We start from the raw sequence: 25,956 nt of genomic DNA, 5'->3' as shown, positions 1-25,956 counted from the left end.
CTACTCTCGCGACGAATCGCGCGAGCATCAACAACCTAACCGATTCTGAGTCGGACTCTAATATCGGAATCGGGACACTATCCGTTCCCACACGGAATAAGAAGGATTTTGACATTTGTTGCAGGAATTCGGGGTGCAAGCATCTTCCTAGATATCATGTGACGCCATCTCATGTTGCGGTAACGTTGCTTGGCGATGCTCACCTTAATCCTGTTCGCCCTGTCTCCCATCAGTGTGGGATGAGGGGAAGCGCGTTCCGCAAAGGGGGGGGGAAGCGGCCCCTTCATTCTCTCGTCTCCGCTGGATTTCCGCCGGAACGCGCCCCGTTCTCGTGCGGAACTCCGCAGAAACCGCGCCGGAAAGTCGAAGATTTCCGCGCGGACCTTTGACAGGCGCACCGTCGCGCCTGCCCAAGCCCTGTCACAGAGCTATCATCACGTCAGTGACGATTATGTGCGTGAATATGAAGATCGAGAGGATACCGAACTTCACATCGGAATTTACAGCACTCAAGAGGCAGCAATGGCTGCAATAGAACGTCTCCGCGACAAGGCAGGATTCCAGGACTGGCCTGAATGTTTCAAAATCCACCCTACTCGCCTTGATGAAGACGGGTGGGCGGAAGGCTTTTTCACCACCCGGCTACCTGTGAACAACGAAGCAGCCGAAGCGTTTGACCTTCCAGCCATCGACTGATGAGAAAACATCAGAGTAATACCAGCGGTCATTGACGATGACCGCTGGTATCCGCGCCGACTGGCGCGGCGGCGGCCCATGCCGCCGAAGCTTTGGATCCTGATGGGTCAGGATCGAAAGCCGCTGGTATCAGGGGGAGTGCGGGCCGTGGGGGAATAACCAAACCCCCTCCTTTTCCGCACAGGATATTGATACGCCGGAATTGCTCCAGTCGTTGGACCCTGTGTTCCGGTGATAGAGTCTGAAAAAGAAAGTGGGCGGATCCACGGGGTCCGTGGATCCGCCCGAGGCGAGGAGACCGACAGCCGGTGCCCGAACGTGCCTGCAAAGGCACCGGCGTTCCGGAGCCCCGGCGGCGCAATGCTGCGCAACCGGGCCATCCGAACCGAGCGTCTCCTATCCCTGTGATACCTCCATGCCCGATCAGCCGGCGATCAGGCCGCGCAGCTGCCGGTTGGCGACCGCCAGCATGGCGAGATCGACCGCCGGCTGGGCCCGCAATTCGGCCAGAAGCTGTTCGACGCGTTCCACCACCAGGCTGCGGCTGGCGATCCAGGCATCGACCGCCGCGGCCTCGTCGCCGGCGCTTTCCAGAACGCGCACCGTGAGCGCGCTCTGGTGGGCGAACAGGTCGTCGATGATCGCGGCGACCGCCTGGCGCTGCCAGTGGTTGTCGACCTTGGCGCCGCTGGCGCGGTCGCGCAGCCATTCCAGGCCGAACCGGCGGCCCAGCCCGAAATAGACCGAGGCGACGCCTTCCACCGCGCGGCCGGTGCGCTCGGCGATGCGCACCAGATCGGGGGCGGCGGCCAGTACCGGCAAGGCGGCGATCCGGCGGGCCAGATCCTCCGGCACCCCCTGGGCGATGGCGTCGGCGATGCGGGCGGCGAGGCGGGAGGATTCCTCCTCGTCCAGGAAGCGGTCCAGCCCGGAGGCCAGGGCTTCCACGCCCGGACGGAAGGCGGCGGACTCGCGGCCGAGGTCGAGCGGATGCGGGCTGTGCGCCAGGAACCACGCCACCCCGCGGTCCAGCAGCTGGATGGTCTCCAGCATCAGCGCCGTCTGCAATGCCGCCGGCACCACGGTGTCCAGCCCGTCGATGGCATCCCACAGCGGGCGCAGCTGGAAGACGTCGCGGGCGATGGCATAGGCGCGGGCGACGTCCGCCGGGCCGAGGCCGGTCTTCTCCACCATGTCGCGGACGAAGGTGGGGCCGACGCGGTTGACCAGGCTGTTGGTGACGGCGGTGGCGATGATCTCGCGGCGCAGGCGGTGGCGGAAGATCGCCTCGCGCTGGCCCTCGCGCAGCGGCTGCGGGAAGTAGCGCAGCAGATCCTCGACCGTCGCCGGGTCGTCCGGCAGCTCCGAGGCCAGCAGGTCGTCGTACAGCGTGATCTTGGCATAGGCCAGCAGCACCGCCAGCTCCGGCCGGGTCAGGCCGCGCCGCTCGGCCATGCGCTGCGCCAGTTCCTCGTCGGTCGGCAGATACTCGATGGCGCGGTTCAGCCGGCCGCTGCGCTCCAGGTTGCGGATGAAGCGGGACTGGGCCTCCAGCAGGGATGCCCCTTGCGCCTCGGCGATGGTCAGGGCCTGGGTCTGGCGGTAGTTGTCGGCCAGCACCAGCCCCGCCACCTCGTCGGTCATCGCGGCCAGCAGGGTGTCGCGCTGCTTCAGCGTCATGTCGCCGCGCGCCATGACGTCGCCCAGCAGGACCTTGATGTTCACCTCATGGTCGGAGGTGTCGACGCCGGCCGAGTTGTCGATGGCGTCGGTGTTCAGGCGGACGCCCTTGCCGTCGCGTCCCTTCTGGGCGGCCTCGATGCGGCCGCGCTGGGTGACGCCCAGGTTGGCGCCTTCGCCGACGACCCTGGCGCGGATCTGGCCGCCGTCGACGCGCAGCGCGTCGTTGGCCTTGTCGCCGGCCTCGGCGTTGGTTTCCGTCGACGCCTTGATGTAGGTGCCGATGCCGCCGAACCACAGCAGGTCGACCTCCGCCGTCAGCAGGCGGCGCATCAGCTCGGTCGGGGACAGGTGGGTCTGCTCGATGCCGAAGCGGGCGCGGACTTCCGACGACAGCTCCACCGTCTTGGCGCTGCGCTCGATGATCATGGCGCCGCTGGACATCCGGCTGCGGTCGTAGTCCGCCCAGGAGGAGCGGGGCAGGGCGAACAGCCGGTTGCGCTCCTCCCAGCTCATCTCGGCGTCGGGATCGGGGTCGAGGAAGATGTGGCGGTGGTCGAAGGCGGCGAGCAGGCGGATGTGGCGGGACAGCAGCATGCCGTTGCCGAACACGTCGCCCGACATGTCGCCGACGCCGACCACGGTGAAGTCGGTGGTCTGGATGTCGGTGCCCATCTCGCGGAAATGGCGCTTCACCGATTCCCAGGCGCCCCGCGCGGTGATGCCCATCACCTTGTGGTCGTAGCCGGCCGAGCCGCCCGAGGCGAAGGCGTCACCCAGCCAGAAGCCATGGTCGACCGACACCCCGTTGGCGATGTCGGAGAAGGTCGCCGTGCCCTTGTCGGCGGCGACCACCAGATAGGGGTCGTCGGCGTCGAGGCGCACCACGTCCTTCGGCGGCACCACCGACCCGTCGGCGGCGAAGTTGTCGGTGATGTCCAGCAGGCCGCGCATCAGGATCTTGTAGCACTCGATGCCTTCGGCCAGGGCCGCCTCGCGGCCGGCGCTTGGGGCCGGGGGCCGCTTGACGACGAAGCCGCCCTTGGAGCCCACCGGCACGATGACGGTGTTCTTCACCATCTGCGCCTTCATCAGGCCCAGGATCTCGGTGCGGAAATCCTCGCGCCGGTCCGACCAGCGGATGCCGCCGCGGGCGACCCTGCCGCCGCGCAGGTGGACGCCTTCCATGCGCGGGCTGTAGACGAAGACCTCGACCCACGGACGCGGCAGCGGCAGCTCCTCGATCGAGCCGCTGTCCAGCTTGAAGGAGAGGTGCGGCTTCGGCGCGCCGTCCGGCCCGGCCTGATAGGCGTTGGTGCGGAGCGTGGCGCGGATCAGGTTGACGAAGCGGCGCAGGATGCGGTCGTCGTCCAGGTTGGTGACGGCGTCGAGCGCGGTCTCGATCTGCTCCAGGATCGGCGCCTCGTCGGCCCCGCCAGCTGCGAGGGTCTTCGGGTCGAAGCGGGCGGCGAACAGCCGGGCCAGCAGGCGCGCGGTCTGCGGATGGGCGGCCAGCGTCGTCTCGATGGTGTCCTGGGCGTAGGCGAAGCGGGCCTGCTTCAGGTACTTGGCATAGGCGCGCAGCACCGTGACCTCGCGGCCGGCCAGCCCGGCGCGCAGGACCAGACGGTTGAAGCCGTCATCCTCCATCCGGCCGTCCCAGATGTCGGCGAAGGCCTCCTGGAAGGTCTGCTTGACCTTGACGCAATCGACGGCCAAGCCGTTCTGGGTGCGGGCGGCGAAGTCGTGGATCCAGACCGCCGGGGAGCCGCTGGCCGGACGGACCTCGTAGGGCTGTTCGGTGATCACCTTCAGGTCCATGTGCTCCAGCATCGGCAGCACGTCGGACAGCGGCACCGGCCGGCCCTGGTGGTAGATCTTGACGTGCAGCTCGTCGCCGTCGGCTTCCAGCGGGTGGAACAGCACGATGCCGAGCCGCTGTTCGGTCAGCGCCCGTTCGATGCGGTCGATATCGTGGACCGCGGTTTCCGCCGGGAAGGTCTCGCGGTAGCCGGCCGGGAAGGCGTCGGCATAGCGGCGCAGGCGGGCATTGCCGGTCTCCTCGCCATGGGCCTCGACCAGGGCGTCGCGCAGCCGGTCGGCCCAGCTGCGGGAGACCTGGACCAGCCGGGCCTCGATCTCGCCGATGTCGACCGCGGGAACCTTGCCCGGCTCGGTCTTCACCATCAGGTGCAGGCGGGCGAGCGCGCTGTCCGACAGCTGGGTGAAGTAGGAGGTGCAGGTGCCTTGGAAGGCGGATTCCAGGACCGACTGGATCTTGCGGCGCAGCGCGGTGTCGTAGCGGTCGCGCGGCACGAAGACCAGGGCGGAGACGAAGCGCTCGAACGGGTCGCGGCGGACGAACAGGGCGAGGCGCTGGCGTTCCTGCAGGTAGAGGATGCCGACCGCCGTCTCGAACAGCTCGTCCGACGGGGTCTGGAACAGCTCGTCGCGCGGATAGGTCTCCAGGATGTTCAGCAGCGCCTTGCCGTCATGGCCCGACGGGTCGAAGCCGGCGCGCGCCATCACCCGGGCGACCTTGCGGCGCAGGAACGGGATCTCGCGCGGGCTGCGGTTGTAGGCGACCGAGGTGAACAGGCCGACCGCCAGCGTGACGCCGACCACCTTGCCCTGGTCGTCGAAGCGCTTGACCAGGATGGCGTCCAGCGGGACCGAGCGGTGCACGGTGGCCTGCCGGGTGCCCTTGGTCACCAAGAGCGCGCGCGGCTGGTGCAGGAAGGCGCGGATTTCCTCCGGCAGCACGGCGGCATGGCCGTGCTCGTCGAACACGGTGATCTCCGGGTCGCGCAGCACGCCCAGCCCGCTGCCGTCCACCAGCTCCAGCCACGGCTCGCGGCCTTCGCCGCCGATGGTGGCGGTGTAGAGGCGGCTGCCCAGCAGGGTCATGTTGCCGTCGTCGACCCAGGTCAGGAAGTCGGCGGCCTCCTGCGATTCCTCGGCGTCGGGGGCATTGGCGATGTCGGCGCGGGCGCTGCGGATGCGCTCGCGCATCGGCGTCCAGTCCTCCACCGCGGCGCGGACGTCGGCCAGCACATGTTCGATGCCGGCGCGCAGACGGGCCTGGGCGGCCGGGTCCGACAGCGGGTCGATCGAGCAGTGCATGAAGGATTCGTCGCGGGCGCCGTCGGCCTCTTCGCCGGGCTCCAGCAGCTCGACGATGCGGCCCTCGGCGTCGCGGACGACGCGGGTGACGGGATGGATGACGAGATGGACGGTGACGCCCTGCCGGTTCAGCTCCGCCGTGACGGAATCGACCAGGAAGGGCATGTCGTCGTTGACGATCTCCACCACCGAGCGTTCGGCCTGCCAGCCATGCTCGTCCAGCCGCGGTGCATAGACCCGCACCTTGGGCAGGCCGGGCAGGCGCTGCTGTCCCCATTGCCACATCGCCAGCGCGGCGCCGTAAAGCTGTTCCGGCGTGCCGCGCAGCAGGTCGTCGGGGGGCACGTTGGCGTAGAAGCGCTTCACGAAGCGCTCCGCCCGCGCATTCGGAACCCGGCTGCGCACCAGCTCGGCCAGCTGTTGCCGCAAGTCGCCCGCCAGATCCTTCGTCGCCGTCCGCATGATGGTTGATGTCTCCTCTCGGGTTTTCTTTGGATTGGTAGTACCACCCCCCCGATGACTTTTCGACGGCAAATAAACGGCAGGAATTCTGACCAAGCGGCGATCTGCACCCCTTTCGGGTTATTTCTCCAAAGATTCGGACAACCCAGTCACATGTTCGCCGAATTTATCCATAGCGCATTCACATCCACCCCATCGGAGAGGCGGCAGCGCGGGCGTGCAATGCCCATCCGCCGCATCCGGCGGTGGCCGGATACCATGCCGGGGCGGTGGGACATCGATTCGATTCGGCGGGAACGTCCGGGCGTCGGCAAATCGGTGGAAATTCAGGAAAACCGCTGCAAAAGAAGGTCAGTATTGCTGACTAAACGGCCTTTCCGATCGCCGCCGGGGCGTTTTCGGACAAGCTATCGACGAGCCGGCGGGCATGGGCGGAAAGATCGGAAAAATTGCGCGCGCACAGCATCAGCTGGCGGGGCGCCCAGGGGTCGGTCAGCGTCATGACGCGCAGGCCCCCGCTGTCGAGCGCGCGCAGCGCCGCCGTTTCCGGCACGATGCCGACGCCGACCCCGCGTTCGACCAGCCGGCACAGCGCCACCGGCCCGCGCACCCGCACGCGGTAGGACAGGCTGCGGCCGGCCCGGGTGGCGTGGCTGTTCAGATAGTCCTGCAGGGCGCTGCCGGCGCTGAGGCCGACGAAGGGCTCGTCCAGCAATTCGGCGAAGGCGACGCCGTCGCGTCCGGCCAGCCGGTGGGACAGCGGCAGGACGACGACCAGCCGGTCGCTGCGGAAGGGGCGGGTCTCCAGCCCGCCGAGATCGACCATGTCGGCGACCACGCCGAGGTCGGCCAGCCCGGCGGCCACCGCCTCGACGATGGCGTGGCTCGGCCGTTCCTCCAGGTCGATGTCGATGCTGGGATTGTCGGCGAGGAAGCCGGCCAGGGCCTCGGGCAGGAATTCGTTGATCGCCGCGGTGTTGGACAGCAGCCGGACATGGCCCTTCAGCCCCTTGGCATACTCCGCCAGCTCGCCGCGCATCCGCTCCAATTGGTGGAGGACGAGGCGGGCATGGTGGACCACGGCGCGGCCGGCCGGGGTGGGGCGGACGCCGCGGCGGAACCGCTCCAGCAGCGGGATGCCCAGCGCGTCCTCCATCCCCCGCACCCGTGCGCTGGCCGACGCGAGCGCCATGGCGCTGCGCTCCGCCCCGGCGGTGATGCTCCCGGTCTCGACAATGTGGAGGAACAGCCGGAGGTCGGTCAGGTCGAAGCGCATGGCGATTTCTGGATGGAACCATAGAACCTTACGAGAGCACCCATATACTGCACGCGCTGGAACCATGAAATGGCTCGTTGCAACCGGATGATCTTGCCCCGTTTCGGTGGGCGACACCCCGCGCTCCACTCAATGGCCGGCTTCTTCCAGGCGTTGCTCAGCGTCTGGCGCACCCGGTGCTTCGCGACAAGCTGCGACACCGGCAATTCGCCACGGATCCTTTCCGGCGCCACCTTCGCCTCGAACTCTGCTGAAAACCGTTTCCGTTTTCCCGTCATCGGATCCGTCCTTCATCCCGGGCGAACCAAGCGTATCCAGCTGTCCGGGAAAACGGCGACCACCTCAGTCCTCGTCCTGCCACCTGCGCAGATCAGTCTGGTCATGATAGGCCATGCGGTCCGGCGTGGTGATGAATTCCATCGTCGTGCCCCAGGGCATGCGGCAGTAGCAGACCTTGTTTCCAGGACCTTTCTCGGTTGCATAGGGAATGGCGCGCGGCACGGTGAGGGGGGTGCCTCCGGCCTTCTCGAAACGCTCGACCGATGCGTCGATGTCGTCGGTGTAGAGAGCGAAGTGCGTGATGCCGAAGTCGCTCGCCCGGATCGGCTGGGCTTGCTCGGAGCCATGCATTTCGAAGAGCTCGATATCGGGTCCGGTGCCGATCTTGACCATCGCCTGCGCACGCACGACCGTGCCGGGGAAAGCGCCGACGGCCCGCTCGAATTCGGGTCCCTGCCGCGGTGGATCCTGCGGTCCGAAGGATTGGTAGATCACTTGGGCGCCGAAGGCCTCCACCAGGAACGATTTGGCCGCTTCGATGTCGGGCACCGTGATGCCGATATGATTGACGCCGCGGATGAGGGGTGCGGTCATGACGGTCTCCTTGATTTCGTCGATCCATTGCGGCCCGCGACGGCGCGGGCGCGGAGTTTCAGTTGGCCTTGAGGAAATCGATCAGAGCGGCCGCGACTTCATCGGGCCGCTCGTCCGCGACATAGTGGCTGCACCGCGCGATCGAGCCACCAGTCACATGACTGGCAAACTCTTTCAGCATCGGCACCATCCGCGCACCGAACCGCTGGTCCCCGCCCAGACCAAGCACCGGTATCTCGAGGGGGTGCTTCTTGTACTCGAGAGCCGCCGCATGATCGGCGGCGAGGGTGCGATACCATTCCATGCCGCCGCGCGTGCGGCCGGGAAGAGCCATCGCCTTGGCATAGATCTCGATGTCCGCCGGATCGAAGCTGCCGTGATCGTAGAACCGCTCTGCCATGAAGGTCGAAACATAGTCGTATTCACGGCCATGGATCAGGCGCTCAGGCAGATCCCGGTTCCTATGGAAGCCGAAGTGCCAGAGCCCCGCGGTCGCCGCTTCCCATCCGGTCCAGCCGGGAAGCGGAACGTCGAGGACGGCCAGATGGGTAACGGCCTCCCGATGAATGGCGGCCTGCGGCAGGGCGACCATTCCGCCGATGTCATGGCCGCACACGGCGTAGCGTTCATGCCCAAGGGCGATCATGACCTCGTGCGCGTCGCGCGCCATCGTCGCCTTGTCATAGCCGTCGAGCGGGCAGTCGGAAAAGCCTGCGCCGCGCAGATCGATGGCCACCACGCTGAAATGCCCGGCCAGCAGCGGCATCACCTTGTGCCATTCCCACCATGTTTCCGGCCAGCCGTGCAGCAGAAGGATCGGCGGGCCCGAGCCTCCCGTGACGGCGTTGATCTTGATGCCGTTCACCGGCACCAGCTGCTGGGTAAACCCCTTCAAGGTTGCGATCATGATCGCTTTCCAGTCGGTGTTGACGTTCGAACGGAGCGTACGGCCGGCGTTCAGGGCCGATCGAAATCGGTGGCGATCGAGAGGTCGCGCCAAGCGTCGATATCGTTGCGGAACGCAGCCAGCTTCCGCTCGGCGATCGCGTGCGCGATGGGACCGAGCGGCAGGTGAAGCGGGGCGTCCTTGGCGTCGACGGCCTGCAGGATCACCGCGATCGCCTTGTCGGGATCGCCCGCCTGATTGCCGTCGTTGGTTTCGCGGTAGCGCCTGCGCGAGCTCGCGGCGTATTCCGGCATCTCGTTGGCCGCCATCCTGATCGAACGGCCAAGGAAATCGGTGCGGAACGGCCCGGGCTCGACGATCAGCACGCGGATGCCGAACGGCGCCAGCTCGCCGGCGAGCGCTTCGGAAATCCCTTCCACGGCGAATTTGGCGGCGTTGTAATACCCTCCGCCGCCGCTGCCCGCGATGCCGGCGCCGGACGACATGGTGACGATCGTTCCGCCCGAACGTCGCAGGACGGGCAGGGCGGCCCTGGTGGTTTCGATCAGACCGAAGACGTTCACCTCGAACATCGGCCGATACTCTTCGGGCGTGCCTTCCTCGATCGCGCCGAACAGGCCGTAGCCGGCATTGTTCACGAGCACGTCGAACCCGCCGAAGGTCTCGACCGCCGTTGCGACCGCTGCCCTGGCTGCCGCGGCATCCGTCACGTCCAGCGGCACGGTGATCATGCGGCCGTCGAAAGGCCCGGCCATGTCTTCGATCGTTTCGACATTGCGCGCCGTCGCGATGACCCGATCGCCGCGTCGTGCCGCAGCGAGCGCGAGGCGCCGTCCGAAGCCGCTTGAGCAGCCGGTGATGAGCCAGGTCTTCATTGTTTCTTCTCCGGGTTGCTTTCAGACGACGCCGAGCTGGCGCCGCCGCGAACCGTCATGTCGGCCATGATCGACCAATCCTTCTTCCCGAAACCCGCCGAGACGGCTTTGCCGAGCCCCTCGCGGACGGCTTCGAGCATCGGGAGCGTGCGTCCGATCTCGTTGCCGGCCTCGGTCGCGAGACGCATGTCCTTGAGCGCGAGCTCGGCTTTGAAACCCGGCTCGAACGACCGTTCCGCGATCTGCGCGCTGTAGCTCTCATAGGCGCGACCCGAGAAAAGGGTGCCCAGGATGAGTTCGAAGAAATCCGCACGGTCGAGGCCGACGCTCTCGGTCAGCACGACACCTTCGGCCATCGCCTCGATGGCCATGGCGATCATCATATTGCAGGCGAGCTTCGCCGCATTCGCCCGAGCGGGATTCTCCCCCAGCTTCCAGACCTTCTTGCCGAGTGAAGCGAGCAGCGGCTCGATCGCGGCAACGGCATCGGCCTTTCCGGCCGCCAGGATGTTGAGCTGGCCGCTCGCCGCCACGTTCGGCCGCCCGAGGACCGGTGCGGACACATAGCCAAGGCCTGCCTCCTCGTGCAGCAGCTCCAGCTCCCGCGCGAAAGCGACCGAGATCGTCGAGGTGACGACATGGATCAGCCCTGGCCGCGCGCTTACCAGCAGGCCGGCATCGAGGATCACCTGCCGAATGGCAGGGTCGTCGGATAGCATCGTGAAGACGGCGTCGGTCTGGAAGGCATCCGCCGCGCTCTTGACCAGCGTTACCCCGGGAACGCTTTTCTGCGCGACCTCGCTGCGGTTCCAGGCCCGCACCTCATGGCCTGCCTTCACGAGGTTCAGGGCCATTGCCGAGCCCATATTGCCGAGACCGATGAATCCGATCTGCATGGTCTTTCTCCTGTCATTCTGATGAGGGCTGTGCGCGGGACCGGACGCCGGCTGCCGGGCGATCATGAGGCCGAGGCCTGCGCCGACGGGTCGGCTGGTGGCCATGCAGAGGAGAGCCATAACGAAGGCGCGAGCAGGTTGGCCGGCATCGGCGCACGCCCCGCTGAGCGCATGGAAGGCACCGCCGATCATTGCGGCTCTGGTCAGAGCGGCGTCGCGATGCTGCGCCGCGGTTTGACGGCGGTGACGATGCCGACGTCAGCCATGACCCGGGCGGTTTCCGGCGAATTGAGCGCCGCTTCCATGGCGGCTTCGTCGCGGAAGGTGACGACCCCGACCGCGATCAACCCGGCACCATCACCTTGCGGGAAGAACCCGCCGGCGCTGACCAGCCCATACCGTTCCCAGCTTTCCCGGACGAGCGGGAAGTGCACGTCGATCCAATAATCGCGGTCGAATGGCGTTTTCTCATCGCCCGCATAGGTCACCAACATCGTGATCATCGTCGAAGTCCTCATGCGCGAGTAGCGAGGCGGGCCGCCGCGTTCCGCGACCCCTCAGGAAAATCCTTTCTGTTCGGTCCGGACGAGCTTCCCCCCGGGGTGCCGCAGCCAGGGTCACGTTTCCTTCACTCGAGCGGCGGCCCGCATGGGTCTGGCGGATCCGCAGCAGGGCCCATCCCCAGACGCTGAGAGCAATCTAGGCATTTAGATTTGTTCCGTAAGTGACATAACTGTACTCTCGGCGTTCATTTTTGTGTGGGTGGGCGTGATGGAATGGAGTGACGTCAGAGTCTTTCTCGCCATTGCGCGGTCCGGCACGCTCGGTGCCGCCGCGCGTTCCCTCCAGACAAGCCATCCGACCGTCGGCCGGCGCCTCCGCGCCCTGGAGCAGGCGATCGGTCACACGCTCTTCCAGCGCACCGCGGACGGTCTCGTTCTGACCGAAGAGGGCCACGGGATCATCGCGCTGGCGGAGCAGATGGAAGAAAGCGCGCTGGCGATGGAGCGCCGGCTTGCGGGGCAGGAGCGGAATCTCAAGGGCAATCTGCGCATTTCATCCGCGGATTGGTTCGGCGCCTATGTCCTGCCTCCCATCCTGGCGGATTTCTCGAAGGCCCACCCCAATGTCGACGTCGAGATCCTGACCGGCACGCGCCTGTTCAACCTCGCCCAGCGGGAGGCCGACGTCGCCTTCCGCATCATTCCCTTCGACACTGCCGACGTCGTTCAGCGACGGCTCTTCCGCCTCGAGTATGGCGTTTACATCGCGGAAGAGGCGCCGGAGCCGAACTATGGCGATGGGACCGGGTTCCGGCTGATCACCCACGACACGTCCACGGGCCATTTCCCCGACATCGCGTGGCTCATCGAGAGCTTCCCCAATGCGAGACCGGTCTTGCGATCGAACAACCGCAACGTCCAGGGGCGCATGTGCAGGCAAGGCGTCGGCATCGCCATCCTGCCCCGCGTGGTCGGCAATCAGATCCCCGGTATCCGCAGACTGGAACTGCCGACGCCGCCGCCGGCGCGGGACATCTGGATCGGATATCACCGGGACCTGCGGCGTCTTCAGCGTCTTCGTGCGTTCATCTCGACCGTATCGGACCATCTCGTGAATGCGACCGCATGATGTGCGGCCCGGAGAGGATCGAGATGAAGGCAATCCCGAGGCGATGACCGAGAATGGGTGTTTGCGGCCGCTCGGCCTCTCCCGAGAGGGAAGGTCAGGCAAGACGGACCGAGGGAACGGGCCTGCGGCCGACCCTCGGAAGGTGAGGCTATCCCGAAATCCGCTCCCGACCGCCCTTTTCCAATCTGCCCCCGACGGACCCCGGCTGAGCGCATCAGGCGCGTATGGTCCGTTTATCCGTTCAGCGCCGCGAAGCTGCCACCTTTCGCGGCAAGGTCGGCGAGCAGCGGCGCCGGTTCCCAGGCCCATCCCTGGTAGCCGCGGGCGAACCGGCCGATGCAGTCGAGTGCCGCCGGTTGCCGGCCGGATAGAGGTAATAGCCGGCGCCGGTCTTGCGCCCGAAGCGGCCCCGTTCGCAGAGCAGGTCGGGGACGCGCCACTCCGGCATCGTCACTCCGAACTGCTGACGGGAGTGACGGCTGCTGTACAAGGACAGGGTGTTGGACTGGACGCCCTGGGCGGCGGCGGGCTCTGCTGCAAGGTCGTCCCGTGGGCGCAGGAGCCGGCAGAGCCCCCGCGGGATCAGGTGGACCGGTCGATGACCCCGCTCAGGTGAATGGCGAGTTCCACCGAGAAACGCCGGTCCGGGCTTTCGACGTCGATGCCGAACAGCTCGGCGATCCGCGTCAGCCGGTAGCGCAGGGTGGTGACGTGCAGGCCGAGCTGGTCGGCGCAGGCCTTGGTGCGGCACCCCGTCTTCAGATAGGCGGTAAGCGTCTCCAGATAGGGCGTCCCATGCTGGCGGTCGTAGTCGATGAGGGCGCCGATGCTGTCGGCGACGTAGCCGCGCACCTCGTGGGTGTTCGCTGCGGCCAGCAGCATCGGCAGCGGGCCGAACTGCCGGGCGTCGAGGACGCCGGGGCGGCCGAACTCCTCGGCGATCCGGATCATCCGCCAGGAGCGCTCCCACGCCTCCGCATAGTCCGGCGGGGCGGTACAGCGGCTCGTCAGCACGACGAAGGGTTCGGCATGCAGGAGGTCGGCGACCGACCGCGCGATCTGCGCCATCAGCCGCTTGACCGGTCCCTGGCTCCGCTCGTCGACGGCGGGGATGAGGCAGACCAGTCCGGCCGGAACGGTGACGAGCGTGCCGGCGACCCCGTGCAGCGCCAGCAGCCGCTGGACCGGGAGGTGGAGGTCGGCCGCCGCGCTCACCGCCCGCGGACTGCGGCCGGGCAGGCCGACCACGATCATCTGGGTCGGTAGATCGAGGTTGAGGCCGAGCCGCAGCGCGCGTTGCCCGATGTCAAGGGGGTCCCGCCATCGCCGCTCCACCAGTTCCAGGAACAGGTCGGTCAATGTCCGGTTCTCGTAGCGGAAGCGGATGACGTTGCGCAGCATCTGGATGCTAAGGGCATGCTTGATGCCGTCGAGCAGGAGCTGATCGGCCTGGCCGTAAGGCTGCGGGCCCGGAAAGATCATCAGCGCGCCGACCACCTCGCCGTCGGCGGTCAGCGGGTCGATGCGCGGCGCCGTCCGGATGCGCTTGCCGCCGACCTCCCAGAACAGGGTCGCCTCGGCGGCGGCGGGATGGTCGATCGCGTCGCGCGCCGCCTTCATGATCGAGGGGCCGAGCTCGGCCGCGACCGCCGCCTGCCAGTCGGCATCGCCGATGTCGCTGCCGCAGGGCGCCCGGTCGGCGGTGACGAGGTTGGCGGTGAAGTCGGCGATGACGATGGAATAGGGCAGCAGATCGCGGATGCGGGGCAGAAGGGTGGTCATCGCCCCGTCCTCCAGCGCCTGCCGCAGCAGCGAGGTGTTCACTTCCAGCGCCCGCTGCAGGCGTTCGGCGGCCAGGGTCTCGGCGCGCAGCCGATGCTGGCGTTCCACCGCGATCTCGCCGAGCTGGACGATCATGCCGATGAAGGCCAGATCCTCCTCGCTCACCTCGATGATGCCGCGGGACACGACGCTCAGCACCAGCGGCCGGCCGCTGTCGTCGGTGCAGTTCATCGGCACGACCAGCACGCTGTGGTAGTCGCGCTCGAAGGCCTCCCGGCGATAGCCGGGAAACTCCTCCGACACCCGGGCGTCGGGGATGAAGATCGGCTCGTTCCGCCGCAGGGCGACCAGCGACGGGCTGGTCGCCAGCTCCCAGCGGTCGGGCAGCGGGCGCTGGATCAGCGTCGGGTCGTGGCGGACGACGACCAGGGCATAGCCGTGCTCGACGTCGACCGCCATGATCGACCCCATCGACCAGTTGGCATGCCGGCAGGCGGCCAGGACCAGGCGCTGGAGCACCGTCGCCAGATCTCCGCCCGAATTGATCAGGCTTGCCACCACGCGCAGCGACTGGATGCGCGACGTCTCGACCAATGTTCCTCCGCCGAACGGCTGGGCTCGGGGCCCGGTTTCGACCGACTCTAACCCGACGACGGCGCTCGGAAAAAGCGGAACGTCAGCGCCCGTCCGGCGGCTCGGCACCGGGTGGCGCGATGCCGGAGGGATCAACGAACGGCCGGGGGCCGGAGATCGCCGCGCCGGTCAGGCTGTCGGGCGGCAGCGGGCGGAAGGCCGGCCGGCCGGGCGCCCGATCCCGCTCCCGCAGGGCGCGGCGGATCAGGACGAAGCCGGCCAGCGCGGCGCAGCCGGCGGCGGCGTAGACGAACAGGCCCGACGGGCCGATCCTGTCCATCAGCAGGGCGCCCGGCACCGGGCCGACCATCGCTCCGGCGGCCCAGACCACCAGCAGGCCGCTGACCGTGGGGACGATGCGGCCCGACGGCACCACGTCGCAGGCGTGGGCGACGCACAGGGCGTAGATGCACAGGACCTGGCTGCCCCACAGGGCGAACCCCGTCCAGACCAGCCAGGCCGGGCTGCCGGCTGGCAGCAGCGCCAGCCCGGCGGACAGGACGGCGCCGGTCGCGGCCACGGCGGCGATCACGACGCGGCGGTCCCGCCGGTCCGACAGCGCGCCGAGCGGCCATTGGGCGAGGAGGCTGCCGCCCTGGAGGGCGACGAGCAGGGCGGCGGCGGCCGGTTCCGACAGGCCGATGCGCAAGCCATACAGCGGGGCGAACGCGATCATCGTGCCGGTCACCACGCCGACCGCGAAGCAGCCGACCAGGGCCGACGGCGCCAGCCTGAACAGCCCGCGCAGGTCGAGCGAGACGGCGGTCGGCAGGGCCGGCCGGACCGGCCGGGTGACGGCGATCGGCAGGACCGACAGCAGGATCAGCAGGATCAGCAGCCGGGAGGGCTGGTCGCCGCCGGGATCGAGCAGCAGGGGGCCGGCCATCAGCGCCAGCTTGGTGGTGACCATGTAGACCGCCAGGATCCGCCCGCGGTTGCCGTCCTGCGCCCCGGAGCCGATCCACCCCTCGATCACCGTGAACAGCCCGGCGAAGCCGACGCCGGTCAGCGCGCGCAGCAGCACCCAGCCGACGCTGCCGCCGGCCAGCGGCAGGGCCAAGGCAAGGATCGCCATCAGCGCCGCCAGCCCGGCATAGGCGCGGACGAAGCCGAGCCGGCGGACGACCCTGGGCGCCGCCAGGCAACCGGCGGCGAAGCCGACGCCGTAGGCCGACGCCACCATGCCGATGTCGGCCGCCGACAGGCCCTGCGCCTGCATGCGCAGCGGCAGCAGGGCCTGGAGCAGCCCGTTGCCGGCCTGCAGCAGGACGGCGGCGGCCATCACCGGCAGCAGCGGCGGCATCAATAGCCGCGTCCCCGGTCGACCCGGTTGGCCAGCGGCCGCCCGTCGCGGAAGGCCGCCAGGGTCGCCGCCACCTGCTCGACCGCCTGGGCCGGGTGGGTGGCGGCGGCGCTGTGGGGGGAGACGCGGATGCGCGGATGGCGCCAGAAGGGATGGCCGGCCGGCAGCGGCTCCTCGCTGAACACGTCCAGGCTGGCGCCGGCCAGCCGGCCGCGGTCGAGGGCGTCGAGCAGGTCGGCCTCGACCAGATGGTCGCCGCGCCCGGCATTGACCAGGACGGCCCCGGCCGGCAGGCGGTCGAACAGGCGCCGGTCCAGGATGCCGCGGGTGTCGGCGGTCAGCGGCAGCAGGCAGACCAGCTGGTCGCACCGCGGCAGCATCGCCTCCAGCCCGTCGGGGCCGGCGAAGCACTCCACGCCGTCCAGCCGCTTCGGCGACCGGCTCCAGCCGAGGACGCGGTATCCCAGCGCCCCCAGGGCGCCTGCGGCGGCACGTCCCAGTTCCCCCAGCCCGAGCAGCCCGATCGTGACCTCGCGGGCCGGCCGGTAGGGCAGCCAGCGCCAGACCCCCGCCGCCTGCGCGGCGTCGAATTCGTCGGAATGGCGGTGCCAGCGCAGAACCTGGAGCGCCACGAAGCCGGCCATGTCGTCGCTCAGGCTGTCCGCCATCATGCGGACGAGCGGCACGTCGGGAAGCGACGGGTCGGCCAGCAGCGTCTCGACCCCGGCGCCGAGCGACATCACCAGCCGCAGCTTGGCCAGCCCGGCGAAGATGCCGGGCGGCGGCTGCCACACCAGCGCCATGTCGATGTCGTCCGGGTCGCCGACCTCCGGCCAGACCCGCAGCGTCACGTCGGGAAGGCGGCGGTGCAGGGCCTCGCGCCACAGGCCGGCATTGTCGATGCCCGAACAGAACAGCAGCGTCATCGGACGGCTCATGTCCGGGTGCCGGCACCGGCGTCGGAGAGGGCAATGTCGAGGATGCCCAGCGCCTCGTCGACCTGGGACGGCGTGGTCACCAGCGGGGCGAGGAAGCGCACGACGTTGCGGTGCACGCCGCATTTGATGACCAGCAGGCCGCCATCGCGCGCCCGGTCGATGATGCGCTGGGCCAGATCGGCGTCCGGCCGCTTGGTGGCCGGGTCGGCGACGATCTCCATCGCCAGCATGAAGCCCAGCCCGCGCACCTCACCGATGCAGGCATGGTCGCGCTGCAGGCGCAGCAGGCCGCCCCGCAGCTGGTCCCCCAGCGAGCGGGCGCGTTCCAGCAGGCTGCCGTCCTCGAACAGGCCGATCACCGCCAGGGCGGCGGCACAGGCGAGCGCGTTGCCGCCATAGGTGCCGCCGAGACCACCGGGCGTCGGCGCGTCCATCACCGCGGCCCTGCCGACCACGCCGGAGATCGGGAAGCCGCCGGCCAGGCTCTTGGCCACCGTCACCAGGTCGGGCCGGATGCCGGCATGCTGATGGGCGAACATGGTGCCGGTGCGGCCGAAGCCGGCCTGGATCTCGTCGGCGATCAACAGGATGCCGTGGCGTTCGGTGAGATCGCGCAGCGCCCGCAGGAACTCCGGCGGGGCGGCCAGGAAGCCGCCGTCGCCCTGCACCGGCTCGATGATGACGGCGGCGACGCGGTCCGGCGCCATCTCGGTCGCGAACACCTCCTCCAGGGCGGCGAGCGCCATCTCGCCGGTGACGCCGCGGTAGGGATCCGGATAGGGGATATGGGTGATCCCCGAGGGGAAGGGACCGAAATTCTGCTTGTAGGGCTGGCTCATGCCGGTGAGGCTGACGCCCAGCAGGGTGCGCCCGTGGAAGGCGCCGCGGAAGGCGACCACCCCCGGCCGGCCGGTATGGGCGCGGGCGATCTTGACCGCGTTCTCCACCGCCTCCGCGCCCGAGGTGAAAAAGGCGCTCTTGTGGGGCTCGCCGCCGCCGACGAGCCGGTTCAGCGCCTCGGCCAATGCGATGTAGGGCTCATAGGCGGCGACCTGGAAGCAGGGGTGGGTGACGGCCTGCAACTGCGCCGTCACCGCGGCGACGACGGCCGGGTGGTTGTGGCCGACGTTGAGGACGCCGATCCCGCCGACGAAGTCCAGGTAGCGGCGGCCGTCGACGTCCCACAGCTCGGCGCCGTCGGCACGGGCGGCGACGATGGGATGGGCGGTGGCGACGCCGCGGGCGACGTTCAGGGCACGGCGTTCGAGCAGGGCGGGGGTGGCTTCGGCAGGGACGGGCATCAAGGGGAAGTCCTCGGGGTGTCGGGGGCTGTCGGGGAACGGGAGGCGGTCAGGCGTCGAGCCCGCCGATATGGAAGGCCTTGATCTCCAGATACTCGTCGAGGCCGTATTTGGACCCTTCGCGGCCCAGGCCCGACTGCTTGACGCCGCCGAACGGAGCGACTTCCATGGAAATGACGCCGGTGTTCAGCCCGACCATGCCGAACTCCAGCCGTTCGGCGACCCGCCAGGAGCGGGCGATGTCTCGCGTATAAAAATAGGCGCCGAGCCCGAAGGGCGTGTCGTTGGCCAGCGCCAGCGCTTCCTGCTCGCTGTGGAAGCGGAAGAGCGGGGCGACCGGGCCGAAGGTCTCCTCCACCGCCACCCGCATGCCGGCGGTGGCGCCGGCCAGCACGGTGGGCCGGACGAACAGGCCGTCGCCGGAGGGAAGGCCGCCGGTCAGGCAGCGCGCGCCGCGATCCAGGGCGTCGGCGACATGGTCGGCGACCTTCTCGACCGCGGTGCGGTTGATCAGCGGACCGATGGCGACTCCGTCCTCGAAGCCGTTGCCGACCGCCAGCCGCTCGGCCTCGGCGGCGAGCCGTGCGGCGAAGCGGTCGTGGATGCCGTCCTGCACCAGGATGCGGTTGGCGCAGACGCAGGTCTGGCCGGCATTGCGGAACTTGCTGGCCATCACCCCGGCGACGGCGAGGTCGAGGTCGGCGTCGTCGAAGACGATGAAGGGCGCATTGCCGCCCAGCTCCAGGCTGAGCCGCTTCACCGTGTCGCCGCATTGCCGCATCAGCAGGCGACCGACGCGGGTCGATCCGGTGAAGGACAGCTTGCGCACCGTCGGGTTGGCGGTCAGCTCGCCGCCGATCCCCTCCGGCGCGCCGGTCAGGAGGGAGAAGACTCCCGCCGGCAACCCCGCCCGTTCGGCCAGGACGGCCAGCGCCAGCGCCGACAGCGGCGTCAGGTCCGACGGCTTGACCAGGACGGGGCAGCCGGCAGCGAGCGCCGGGGCCGCCTTGCGGGTGATCATCGCATTGGGGAAATTCCAGGGCGTGATGGCGGCGCTCACCCCGACCGGCTGCTTCAGCGCCAGGATGCGGCGGTCGCCGGCCGGAGCGGGGATGATGTCGCCATAGACGCGCCGCGCCTCCTCGGCGAACCATTTGACGAAGCTGGCGCCGTAGCGGATCTCGCCGCGCGCCTCGGCCAGCGGCTTGCCCTGCTCGGCGGTCATGATGACGGCGAGGTCTTCGAGGTTGTCGAGCATCAGCCCGTGCCAGGCTTCGAGCAAAGCGGCGCGTTCGGCCGCCGTCCGGCCGCGCCATGCCGGCCAAGCGGCGTCGGCGGCCGCGATCGCGCGGCGGGTCTCGCCGGCCCCCAGAGCCGGGACGCGGGCGATGACGGTGCCGGTGGCGGGATCGGTGACCGGCAGGACGGCGCCGTCGTCGGCATCGATCCAGGCACCCCCGGCATAGGCCCGTTCGGCCAGGAGGGAGGGGTCACGCAAGCGTTGCAGCACCATGTCGGGAAAGCCTCGGTGGGTTTGGAGCCGGGCGCGCCGGCCGGCGGATGGAGGGGCGGGGGAGGGGATGATCGGCAGGCGGATCCTCAGCGGGCAGGGTGATCGCATTTGAAATCTAGCGTCCTATGAAGGGACTTCCGTCATCCCCGCGAAGGCGGGGATCCAGTAAACTCTCGTGCACAGTGGCTGAGATGGCTGGATTCCCGCCTTCGCGGGAATGACGAGCATCCTTGCATAGGATCATAATTCCCATATGCGATTGCCCTGCCTCAGCGGGCGCCGGCCTTTTCCGCCTCCATCTCCTCCATGTCGAGGAAGCGGTCGCCGATGCGGGGATGGGCGCGGCTGCCGTCCGACGCGCCGATGGCGACCAGCAGCTCGTCGGGACCGGGGGAGTCGGGAACCTGGAAATTGGCGGTCAGGAAATGCGCCCGCTTGCCGGTCTCCGTCTTGTGGATCATCGGCAGGGCGAGCAGGGCGCCCGGGGCGTTGCGGGTGTTGGTGAAGCTGAGGAAGGTGGTGCCCTGCGCCGCTTCGCGGAACATGTTGCCGAAGCGCAGCGTGTGGATCAGGGCGGAGGCGTGCTCGATCTCGCCGTTGACGCCGACCGACGCGGCCTTGCCGTAAGCCTCGATGCGCGCAGCCGGCATCAGGGCGACCAGGCGCCGCGTCATCTCGGCCCCCAGCTGCGGGGCCACCCGCAGGATCTCCGGCCGCAAATTCTCGACGAAGCCCTGGCCGGCCCAGGGGTTGCGCAGCACGGCGGCGACGACGACCGACGTGATCGGCCGTTCGGCCGGCTTGCCGCCCTCGACGATGATCTCCTCGATGAAGGTGGAGATCTTGCGCAGTCCGATGTCCATCATGTCCTGTCCGATTCTCTGATGTCCGGTCCCGGAGCCGGCCGGACCGGGGACGGCCGGCGGCTTCGGGGGGGTGGAAACTGGGGAGCGTTGGATGTCGGGTCAGCTCGCCGCCCTGGCGCTGGCGACCCACTGCTCGAAGGTCGGCTTGTTGGCGGCGAGCCACTCCTGGGCGAGCGCGCGGATATGGCTTTCGCTGGCGCCCTTCTCGCTGATGCTGCGCTCCCAGGCGGCCCACATCTGCAGCGGGAAGCCGATGTTCTCGACCAGCGCCTTCACCGCCGGGTTGGCGGCGATGAAGTCCCGGTTGGCGACGGTGTTCCAGTTCCAGGAGGCCATGGCCATCCGGCAGGGATCGGCGCCGCCGGCGCAGCCCGACACGCCGCTGACCAGCGCCGTGCCCTTGTTGGGCACCGACGGGGGCAGGGCGTCGAACGGGGTGGGCAGCCAGACCACGTCCTTGCCGGGGACCAGCGTGTTGGTGACCCAGGACGGGCTCCAGGCGTAGAAGAAGGCGGGCTCGCCGCGACGGACGCGGGCGACCGCCTCCACCATCAGCGGCTCGTACTTGCCGCGGACCGAAGTCACCGTGTCCTTCAGGCCGAACTTGTCGAGCTGGAAGTCGACCACGTCGCCGCAGCTCCAGCCGGGATCGCAGTTGACCAGATCCGCCTTGCCGCCCTTGCCGAACAGCGCGGCGATCTTCGGGTCCTTCATCTGCTCCAGCGAGGTGATGTGGTGGGCGTCGGCCGTCTTCTTGTCGATCAGGTAGCCGTTGACGCCGCCCTCCTTGATCAGGCCGCCGCCGACGATGGTCGCCTGCTGCTCCACCTTGCGGAAGGCGGGCTCGCGCTGGGGGAAGTTGATGTCGGTGGCGATGTCGAGGTCGCCCTGAGCCGCCGCCTGGAAGAACAGGGTCGTGCTCAGCGTGCTGAGCTTGACCGAATATCCCAGTTCCTTGAAGGCGGCGGTGACGATCTGGGCGGTGACGTAGTTGGCGCCGAGACTGTCCGACTGGGCGTAGCGGATGGTCTTGCCCTTGCCGGGCTGGTCGGCGGCCAGGGACGGCTGGACGCAGGCCGCGGCGAGGAAGGCGGCGACGGAGAGGGACTTGGCGACCGACTTGGGGAAGAAGGGCATGGCGGTTTCCTCGATCGGGGTCGGGACGGGATTCGGGTGAGGCAATCGCATATGAGATTTTAAGCGACGACATTGCGCTGCGAATGCCCTTCTCCCCTTGCGGGAGAAGGGTTGGGATGAGGGGTGCAGAGGCCACAGGCCTCGGAAATCAAGTTTGCAACCCCTCACCCCAACCCCTCTCCCGCAAGGGGAGAGGGGCCAGGGAGCGGTCCCGAGGTCTGGATCACTGGTCCGGACTGGAGATCGCCGGATTGGAGGCGGGCGGGCGGGCCGTCGCCTTGTCGTCGGCCGGACGGCCGGAACGGACGAGGGCACGCAGGCTGCGGAGCAACGGGCGCCCGCCGGGACCGCCGGGCTGGGCCAGCTTCTGGGTGATGCGGTCGAGCATCATCGCCAGCAGGACGATGGCGATGCCGCCCACCGCGGCGCGGCCGACGTCGAGCCGCCCGAGGCCCTGGAGCACCACCAGCCCAAGACCTTCCGCCCCGATCATGGCGACGACGACCGACATCACCATCGCCGTCAGCACCGTCTGGTTCAGGCCGCCGAGGATGGTCGGCACGGCCAGCGGGAGCTGGACCTCCCACAGAAGCTGGCGCTTGGTGGCGCCGAAGGCGAGGCCGGCCTCGACCATCTCGGTCTCGACCATGCGGATGCCGAGGTTGGTGAAGCGGATCAGCGGCGGGGCCGCCGCCGTCACCACCGCCACCTCGCCCGGCACCGTGCCGACGCCGAACAGCATCACCACCGGCACCAGATACACGAAGGTCGGGGTGGTCTGCATGATGTCGAGGATCGGGCGGACCACGCCCCACATCCGGTCGCTGCGGGCGCAGCCGATGCCGATCGGAATGCCGATGGCGGCGCAGATGACGATGGCGGTGGTGATCAGCGACAGGGTGGTCATCGCCTCCGACCAGACGCCCAGCGTGGCGATTGCGACCAGGGCGACGGCGCTGAAGCAAGCGACCCCCAGGCTGGCCAGCCGCCAGGCCAGCAGAACCGCCACCGCCACGATGGCGAGGAAGGGGATCTCCTGGAGTAGGAAGATGTTGAGGTTCAGGACATACTCGACCGGCCATTTGATGGCGAGGAAGAGCGGGCGAAGGTTCAGGGCGATCCACGCGACACCGTCCTGGATCCAGGCGTCGACCGGGAAGACGTTGAGGTCGTTTGCGTCAAGCATGCAGGCCTCCCGCTGGGTGAGGAGGGGCGGAGGCGATGCCCGCCAGGATGCGGTCGGCGGCGAGCGTGCCGGTCAGCCGGCCGTCCTCGTCGACCACCGCCATCGGCCGTCCGGCCCGGTGGGCGCGGGCGGCGTCGAGAAGGCTGTCGCACTCGCGCACCGTGACGAACTCCTTGCGCAGAGTGCCGAGGCCGCCAGTCCCGAGGCCGGCGGTGTCGCGCAGGCCCCGCAGCGTGTCGGCGTCGAGCGCGCCGACGACATGGCCGCCGTCGTCGAGCACCAGCCCGCCGCCGTCGGCCGTCTCGGCGAGGCACAGGCCGGCGGCCAGCGGGACGGGCTGCACCGGGGTCATCGCCCAGCGGGCGTCGAACAGGCGCGAGCGGTCGACCTCGCGGGTGAAGGCGGCGACGTAGTCGCTGCCCGGCTCCAGCACGATCGACTGGGGCGTGCCTTCGCGGACCAGTTCGCCGTCGGCCATGATGGCGATCCGCGTGCCGAGCTTCAGCGCCTCCTGGAAATCGTGGGTGATGAACAGGATGGTCTTCTTCAGCGTGCGCTGGAGGCGCAGCAGCTCGTCCTGCATCTCGGTGCGGATCAGCGGGTCGAGCGCGCTGAACGCCTCGTCCATGATCAGCACGTCGGCATCGGTGGCGAGCGCGCGGGCGAGACCGACCCGCTGGCGCATGCCACCGCTCAGCTCGTGGGGGTAGTGGTTGCCCCAGCGCGCCAGCCCGACGATCGACAGCACCTCTTCCGCCCGGCGCCGCCGGGCCTGGGGGGAGACCCCCTGGAGCTTCAGGCCGAATTCGGTGTTCTCGGCGACGGTGCGGTTGGGCAGCAGGGCGAAATGCTGGAACACCATGGAGATGCGCTTGCGGCGGATGTCGCGGAGTTCCGCCTCGCCGGCGGCGACGATGTCGCGGCCATCCAGCAGGATGCGGCCGGCGCTCGGTTCGTTCAGCCGGTTGATGCAGCGGGCCAGGGTGGACTTTCCCGATCCCGACAGCCCCATCACCATATAGATGGCGCCGCTCGGCACCGACAGTGAAACGTCGTTCAACCCTACAACCATTCCGGTTTTTGCCAGAACTTCAGATTTTTTTGCACCTGCGGCCAACATCCGCAGAGCCGGATCGGGAGATTTGGAGAAAACTTTATAGAGATTCTCTACCCTCAGTCGTTCTGTCACAACCGTCTCCCATCGTTGTGTTCGGTGGGCTTTCCCTGTCTTCAAGATTTTTACTTGTGCCCATTAGGAAGACTTGCTTGTCTTCCTGTCTTCCAGCGAAACAAAGGAAAAGCGGCCCTATCGTTCCTACGAACCGGAGCATGACGCCGGGGTTCCGTTATTTCAGGGGCGAGAAGGCAGTCGGCAGCAGGATGCGGTTTTCCGCCGTCTCGATCAGCGCCGCCAGCTTCGGGATGAAGGCCTGCCAGCGCGGATCCTCGGAGAGCTGCTGGCGGCGGGCGGTGCGGTCCTCGAAATCGGCATAGCCCCACATGTGGACGACATGGTTGAGCGGGCCGATCTCGCTGACGAAATAGCCGATCAGGTTGCCGAGGATTGGCTGCTGGATCGCCAGCCCTTCGCTCTGCACCAGCGCCAGATAGTCGCGCAGCTTGCCCGAGCGGATGCGGTAGATGCGTTCCTCGACGATCATGGCGTGCCTCCCGTGCCGTCTTCGGAGATTTCCTGGCGGATTTTGCGGGCGATGCGGAAGCACTCGACGCCGGCGGGAATGCCGCAATAGACCGCGATCTGGATCAGCGCCGCCTGCAGCTCGGCGTCGGAGAGGCCGTTGCGGATGGCGCCGCGCAGGTGCAGCTCGAACTCGTGCATGCGGCCCAGCGCCGCGATCATGCCGAGGTTGAGCAGGCTGCGCTGGCGGCGGTCGAGCGCGTCGTCGGCCCAGCACTGCCCCCAGCAATATTCGTTGACCATCTGCTGGAAGGGCCGGGAGAAGTCGTCGGCCGCCGCCATCGCATGGTCGACATAGGCGTCGCCGAGCACGTCGCGCCGGACGCGTTCGCCCGCCCGTTGCAGGGGTTCATCCATGGCTTGCGGTCTCCTTGGGGTGGTCGGCGGGCGTCAGGAAGCGCCCCATCAGCCTCGCCACCGCGTCCGGCGCCTCGATCAGGATCGAATGGCGCAGGCCGGGCAGGATGTGCAGCTCCGAACCGGGGATGCTGTCGTGCATGGTGCGCGCCATGCGCGGGTTGGAGCCGATGTCCTCCTCCCCGGTCGCGATCAGGGTCGGGCAGCGGATCTGGTCGAGGAAGCCGCCGAAATCGGTTTCCGCCAGGACGCGGTAGGCGGCGGCATAGCAGGCGGGGTCGTTCCCGGCGTTGCGTTCGCGCAAGCCCTGGATCAGCTCCGGGTTCCGTTCCTGGAAGCCCTCGGTCAGCCAGCGCGACAGCGAGGCGTCGTAGTGCGAGCCGGGCTGCCCGGCCTGCAGGGCCGCCAGACGGTCGAGCACCCGCCGACGCTCCTCCGGATTGCGGCCGGCGACGGTGGACAGCAGAACCAGCCGCTTGACGCGTTCCGGATGGGTCAGGGTCAGGCGCTGGGCGATCAGCCCGCCCAGCGAGAATCCAGCCAGGTTGAAGCGGCCGAAACCGACATGGTCGGCCAGCGCCAGCGTCTCGCCGACGAAATCGTCGATCTCGTAGCGGCCTTTGATCCGGGTGGAGCCGCCATGGCCGCGCAGGTCGAAGGTCAGGATGGTGAAGCGGTCGGCGAGCCGCTCCGCCACGCCGCTCCAGGCCTCCAGGTAGGAGCCGACGCCGTGGATGCAGACCAGCGGCTCCGGTCCCCGGCCGTCGAGCCGGTAGTTCAGCGTCACCGGCCCGACCGTGAAGTGACGGGAGTCGGCCATG

21 protein-coding genes and 1 pseudogene are annotated in these 25,956 nt (G+C 68.6%); 2 read left to right on the top strand and 20 right to left on the bottom strand.

Annotation, left to right across the window (positions count from 1 at the left end; translation table 11 throughout):
- The first annotated feature begins 453 nt into the window (after window positions 1-453).
- A complete protein-coding gene (locus JHL17_RS24085) occupies window positions 454-696 on the top strand; it encodes a hypothetical protein (RefSeq protein WP_200197057.1) in 243 nt (80 codons plus the stop codon).
- Window positions 697-1,119: 423 nt separating this feature from the next.
- Here the strand turns inward: JHL17_RS24085 and JHL17_RS24080 are convergent, their stop codons facing one another.
- The 8 genes and pseudogenes from JHL17_RS24080 to JHL17_RS24045 form a co-directional block, all read right to left on the bottom strand.
- The gene (locus JHL17_RS24080; RefSeq protein WP_200197055.1) at window positions 1,120-5,961 is read right to left on the bottom strand and encodes an NAD-glutamate dehydrogenase; all 4,842 of its coding nucleotides are present in this window, start codon (window positions 5,959-5,961) and stop codon (window positions 1,120-1,122) included.
- Between the two features lie 364 nt (window positions 5,962-6,325).
- Window positions 6,326-7,237 carry a LysR family transcriptional regulator gene (locus JHL17_RS24075; RefSeq protein WP_200197054.1) on the bottom strand — a complete coding sequence of 304 codons (912 nt, stop codon included), beginning with the start codon at window positions 7,235-7,237 and terminating at the stop codon, window positions 6,326-6,328.
- Window positions 7,238-7,353: 116 nt separating this feature from the next.
- Window positions 7,354-7,515: pseudogene (locus tag JHL17_RS24070) on the bottom strand (transposase); the annotation flags it as partial.
- A gap of 64 nt (window positions 7,516-7,579) precedes the next feature.
- Complete coding sequence (locus tag JHL17_RS24065; protein WP_200197052.1) at window positions 7,580-8,110, bottom strand: VOC family protein; 531 nt, start codon at window positions 8,108-8,110, stop codon at window positions 7,580-7,582.
- Between the two features lie 58 nt (window positions 8,111-8,168).
- Complete coding sequence (locus JHL17_RS24060) at window positions 8,169-9,017, bottom strand: alpha/beta fold hydrolase (RefSeq protein ID WP_200197051.1); 849 nt, start codon at window positions 9,015-9,017, stop codon at window positions 8,169-8,171.
- Between the two features lie 50 nt (window positions 9,018-9,067).
- Window positions 9,068-9,892 carry an oxidoreductase gene (locus tag JHL17_RS24055; RefSeq protein ID WP_200197049.1) on the bottom strand — a complete coding sequence of 275 codons (825 nt, stop codon included), beginning with the start codon at window positions 9,890-9,892 and terminating at the stop codon, window positions 9,068-9,070.
- Window positions 9,889-10,788: an NAD(P)-dependent oxidoreductase gene (locus JHL17_RS24050; protein ID WP_200197047.1), complete on the bottom strand. Its 900-nt coding sequence runs from the start codon at window positions 10,786-10,788 to the stop codon at window positions 9,889-9,891. Before JHL17_RS24050 ends, JHL17_RS24055 begins: the two co-directional genes overlap by 4 nt.
- A gap of 203 nt (window positions 10,789-10,991) precedes the next feature.
- Window positions 10,992-11,291, bottom strand: a complete 300-nt coding sequence (locus JHL17_RS24045; RefSeq protein WP_200197046.1) for an EthD family reductase — start codon at window positions 11,289-11,291, stop codon at window positions 10,992-10,994.
- 268 nt (window positions 11,292-11,559) lie between these two features.
- On the opposite strand from JHL17_RS24045, the gene JHL17_RS24040 reads away from it, so the two are divergent.
- Window positions 11,560-12,420 carry a LysR family transcriptional regulator gene (locus JHL17_RS24040; RefSeq protein WP_200197044.1) on the top strand — a complete coding sequence of 287 codons (861 nt, stop codon included), beginning with the start codon at window positions 11,560-11,562 and terminating at the stop codon, window positions 12,418-12,420.
- A 582-nt stretch (window positions 12,421-13,002) separates the two neighbouring features.
- On the opposite strand, the gene JHL17_RS24035 is transcribed toward JHL17_RS24040, so the two are convergent.
- The 12 genes from JHL17_RS24035 to JHL17_RS23980 all read right to left on the bottom strand — a co-directional run bounded on the left by JHL17_RS24035 (window position 13,003) and on the right by JHL17_RS23980 (window position 25,955).
- A complete protein-coding gene (locus JHL17_RS24035) occupies window positions 13,003-14,796 on the bottom strand; it encodes a helix-turn-helix domain-containing protein (protein ID WP_200197043.1) in 1,794 nt (597 codons plus the stop codon).
- Between the two features lie 82 nt (window positions 14,797-14,878).
- Complete coding sequence (locus tag JHL17_RS24030; RefSeq protein WP_200197042.1) at window positions 14,879-16,138, bottom strand: MFS transporter; 1,260 nt, start codon at window positions 16,136-16,138, stop codon at window positions 14,879-14,881.
- Window positions 16,138-17,076 (bottom strand): 2-hydroxyacid dehydrogenase, encoded by a 939-nt coding sequence (locus tag JHL17_RS24025; protein ID WP_247893779.1) that lies wholly within the window; start codon window positions 17,074-17,076, stop codon window positions 16,138-16,140. The genes JHL17_RS24030 and JHL17_RS24025 overlap by 1 nt, the downstream gene beginning before the upstream one ends.
- The gene (gene gabT / locus JHL17_RS24020) at window positions 17,073-18,377 is read right to left on the bottom strand and encodes a 4-aminobutyrate--2-oxoglutarate transaminase (RefSeq protein ID WP_200197041.1); all 1,305 of its coding nucleotides are present in this window, start codon (window positions 18,375-18,377) and stop codon (window positions 17,073-17,075) included. The genes JHL17_RS24025 and gabT overlap by 4 nt, the downstream gene beginning before the upstream one ends.
- Before the next feature lie 49 nt (window positions 18,378-18,426).
- Window positions 18,427-19,890: an NAD-dependent succinate-semialdehyde dehydrogenase gene (locus tag JHL17_RS24015; RefSeq protein WP_200197040.1), complete on the bottom strand. Its 1,464-nt coding sequence runs from the start codon at window positions 19,888-19,890 to the stop codon at window positions 18,427-18,429.
- Between the two features lie 269 nt (window positions 19,891-20,159).
- Entirely contained in the window at window positions 20,160-20,756 is a 597-nt protein-coding gene (locus tag JHL17_RS24010; protein ID WP_247893778.1) for an amino acid synthesis family protein, read from the bottom strand.
- 99 nt (window positions 20,757-20,855) lie between these two features.
- A complete protein-coding gene (gene proX / locus JHL17_RS24005) occupies window positions 20,856-21,893 on the bottom strand; it encodes a glycine betaine/L-proline ABC transporter substrate-binding protein ProX (RefSeq protein WP_200197039.1) in 1,038 nt (345 codons plus the stop codon).
- A 223-nt stretch (window positions 21,894-22,116) separates the two neighbouring features.
- The gene (locus JHL17_RS24000; RefSeq protein WP_200197038.1) at window positions 22,117-23,079 is read right to left on the bottom strand and encodes an ABC transporter permease; all 963 of its coding nucleotides are present in this window, start codon (window positions 23,077-23,079) and stop codon (window positions 22,117-22,119) included.
- Window positions 23,072-24,268 (bottom strand): quaternary amine ABC transporter ATP-binding protein, encoded by a 1,197-nt coding sequence (locus JHL17_RS23995; protein ID WP_345773868.1) that lies wholly within the window; start codon window positions 24,266-24,268, stop codon window positions 23,072-23,074. Before JHL17_RS23995 ends, JHL17_RS24000 begins: the two co-directional genes overlap by 8 nt.
- Before the next feature lie 157 nt (window positions 24,269-24,425).
- Window positions 24,426-24,740 carry an NIPSNAP family protein gene (locus JHL17_RS23990; RefSeq protein WP_200197037.1) on the bottom strand — a complete coding sequence of 105 codons (315 nt, stop codon included), beginning with the start codon at window positions 24,738-24,740 and terminating at the stop codon, window positions 24,426-24,428.
- A complete protein-coding gene (locus JHL17_RS23985) occupies window positions 24,737-25,135 on the bottom strand; it encodes a carboxymuconolactone decarboxylase family protein (protein ID WP_200197035.1) in 399 nt (132 codons plus the stop codon). Before JHL17_RS23985 ends, JHL17_RS23990 begins: the two co-directional genes overlap by 4 nt.
- On the bottom strand, window positions 25,128-25,955 hold the full coding sequence (locus tag JHL17_RS23980; protein ID WP_200197034.1) for an alpha/beta fold hydrolase: 828 nt from the start codon (window positions 25,953-25,955) through the stop codon (window positions 25,128-25,130). The genes JHL17_RS23985 and JHL17_RS23980 overlap by 8 nt, the downstream gene beginning before the upstream one ends.
- Window position 25,956: the final 1 nt, after the last annotated feature.

Origin of the sequence: Azospirillum endophyticum (assembly GCF_016595245.1) — a bacterium.
Taxonomy (GTDB): Bacteria; Pseudomonadota; Alphaproteobacteria; order Azospirillales; family Azospirillaceae; genus Azospirillum; species Azospirillum endophyticum.
Note: the sequence above shows the minus strand (reverse complement) of the source record. Positions and strands in the feature narration are given on the sequence as shown.

Bases quoted from the DNA above. Each gene is read 5' to 3' on its own strand.
- JHL17_RS24080 (WP_200197055.1), bottom strand. From the start codon at position 5,961: ATGCGGACGGCGACGAAGGATCTGGCGGGCGACTTGCGGCAACAGCTG.
- JHL17_RS24010 (WP_247893778.1), bottom strand. From the start codon at position 20,756: ATGATGGACATCGGACTGCGCAAGATCTCCACCTTCATCGAGGAGATC.
- JHL17_RS23985 (WP_200197035.1), bottom strand. From the start codon at position 25,135: ATGGATGAACCCCTGCAACGGGCGGGCGAACGCGTCCGGCGCGACGTG.
- JHL17_RS24000 (WP_200197038.1), bottom strand. From the start codon at position 23,079: ATGCTTGACGCAAACGACCTCAACGTCTTCCCGGTCGACGCCTGGATC.
- JHL17_RS24025 (WP_247893779.1), bottom strand. From the start codon at position 17,076: ATGAGCCGTCCGATGACGCTGCTGTTCTGTTCGGGCATCGACAATGCC.
- JHL17_RS24065 (WP_200197052.1), bottom strand. From the start codon at position 8,110: ATGACCGCACCCCTCATCCGCGGCGTCAATCATATCGGCATCACGGTG.
- proX (WP_200197039.1), bottom strand. From the start codon at position 21,893: ATGCCCTTCTTCCCCAAGTCGGTCGCCAAGTCCCTCTCCGTCGCCGCC.
- JHL17_RS23990 (WP_200197037.1), bottom strand. From the start codon at position 24,740: ATGATCGTCGAGGAACGCATCTACCGCATCCGCTCGGGCAAGCTGCGC.
- JHL17_RS23980 (WP_200197034.1), bottom strand. From the start codon at position 25,955: ATGGCCGACTCCCGTCACTTCACGGTCGGGCCGGTGACGCTGAACTAC.
- JHL17_RS24055 (WP_200197049.1), bottom strand. From the start codon at position 9,892: ATGAAGACCTGGCTCATCACCGGCTGCTCAAGCGGCTTCGGACGGCGC.
- JHL17_RS24030 (WP_200197042.1), bottom strand. From the start codon at position 16,138: ATGCCGCCGCTGCTGCCGGTGATGGCCGCCGCCGTCCTGCTGCAGGCC.
- JHL17_RS24045 (WP_200197046.1), bottom strand. From the start codon at position 11,291: ATGATCACGATGTTGGTGACCTATGCGGGCGATGAGAAAACGCCATTC.
- gabT (WP_200197041.1), bottom strand. From the start codon at position 18,377: ATGCCCGTCCCTGCCGAAGCCACCCCCGCCCTGCTCGAACGCCGTGCC.
- JHL17_RS24050 (WP_200197047.1), bottom strand. From the start codon at position 10,788: ATGCAGATCGGATTCATCGGTCTCGGCAATATGGGCTCGGCAATGGCC.
- JHL17_RS24075 (WP_200197054.1), bottom strand. From the start codon at position 7,237: ATGCGCTTCGACCTGACCGACCTCCGGCTGTTCCTCCACATTGTCGAG.
- JHL17_RS24015 (WP_200197040.1), bottom strand. From the start codon at position 19,890: ATGGTGCTGCAACGCTTGCGTGACCCCTCCCTCCTGGCCGAACGGGCC.
- JHL17_RS24060 (WP_200197051.1), bottom strand. From the start codon at position 9,017: ATGATCGCAACCTTGAAGGGGTTTACCCAGCAGCTGGTGCCGGTGAAC.
- JHL17_RS24040 (WP_200197044.1), top strand. From the start codon at position 11,560: ATGGAATGGAGTGACGTCAGAGTCTTTCTCGCCATTGCGCGGTCCGGC.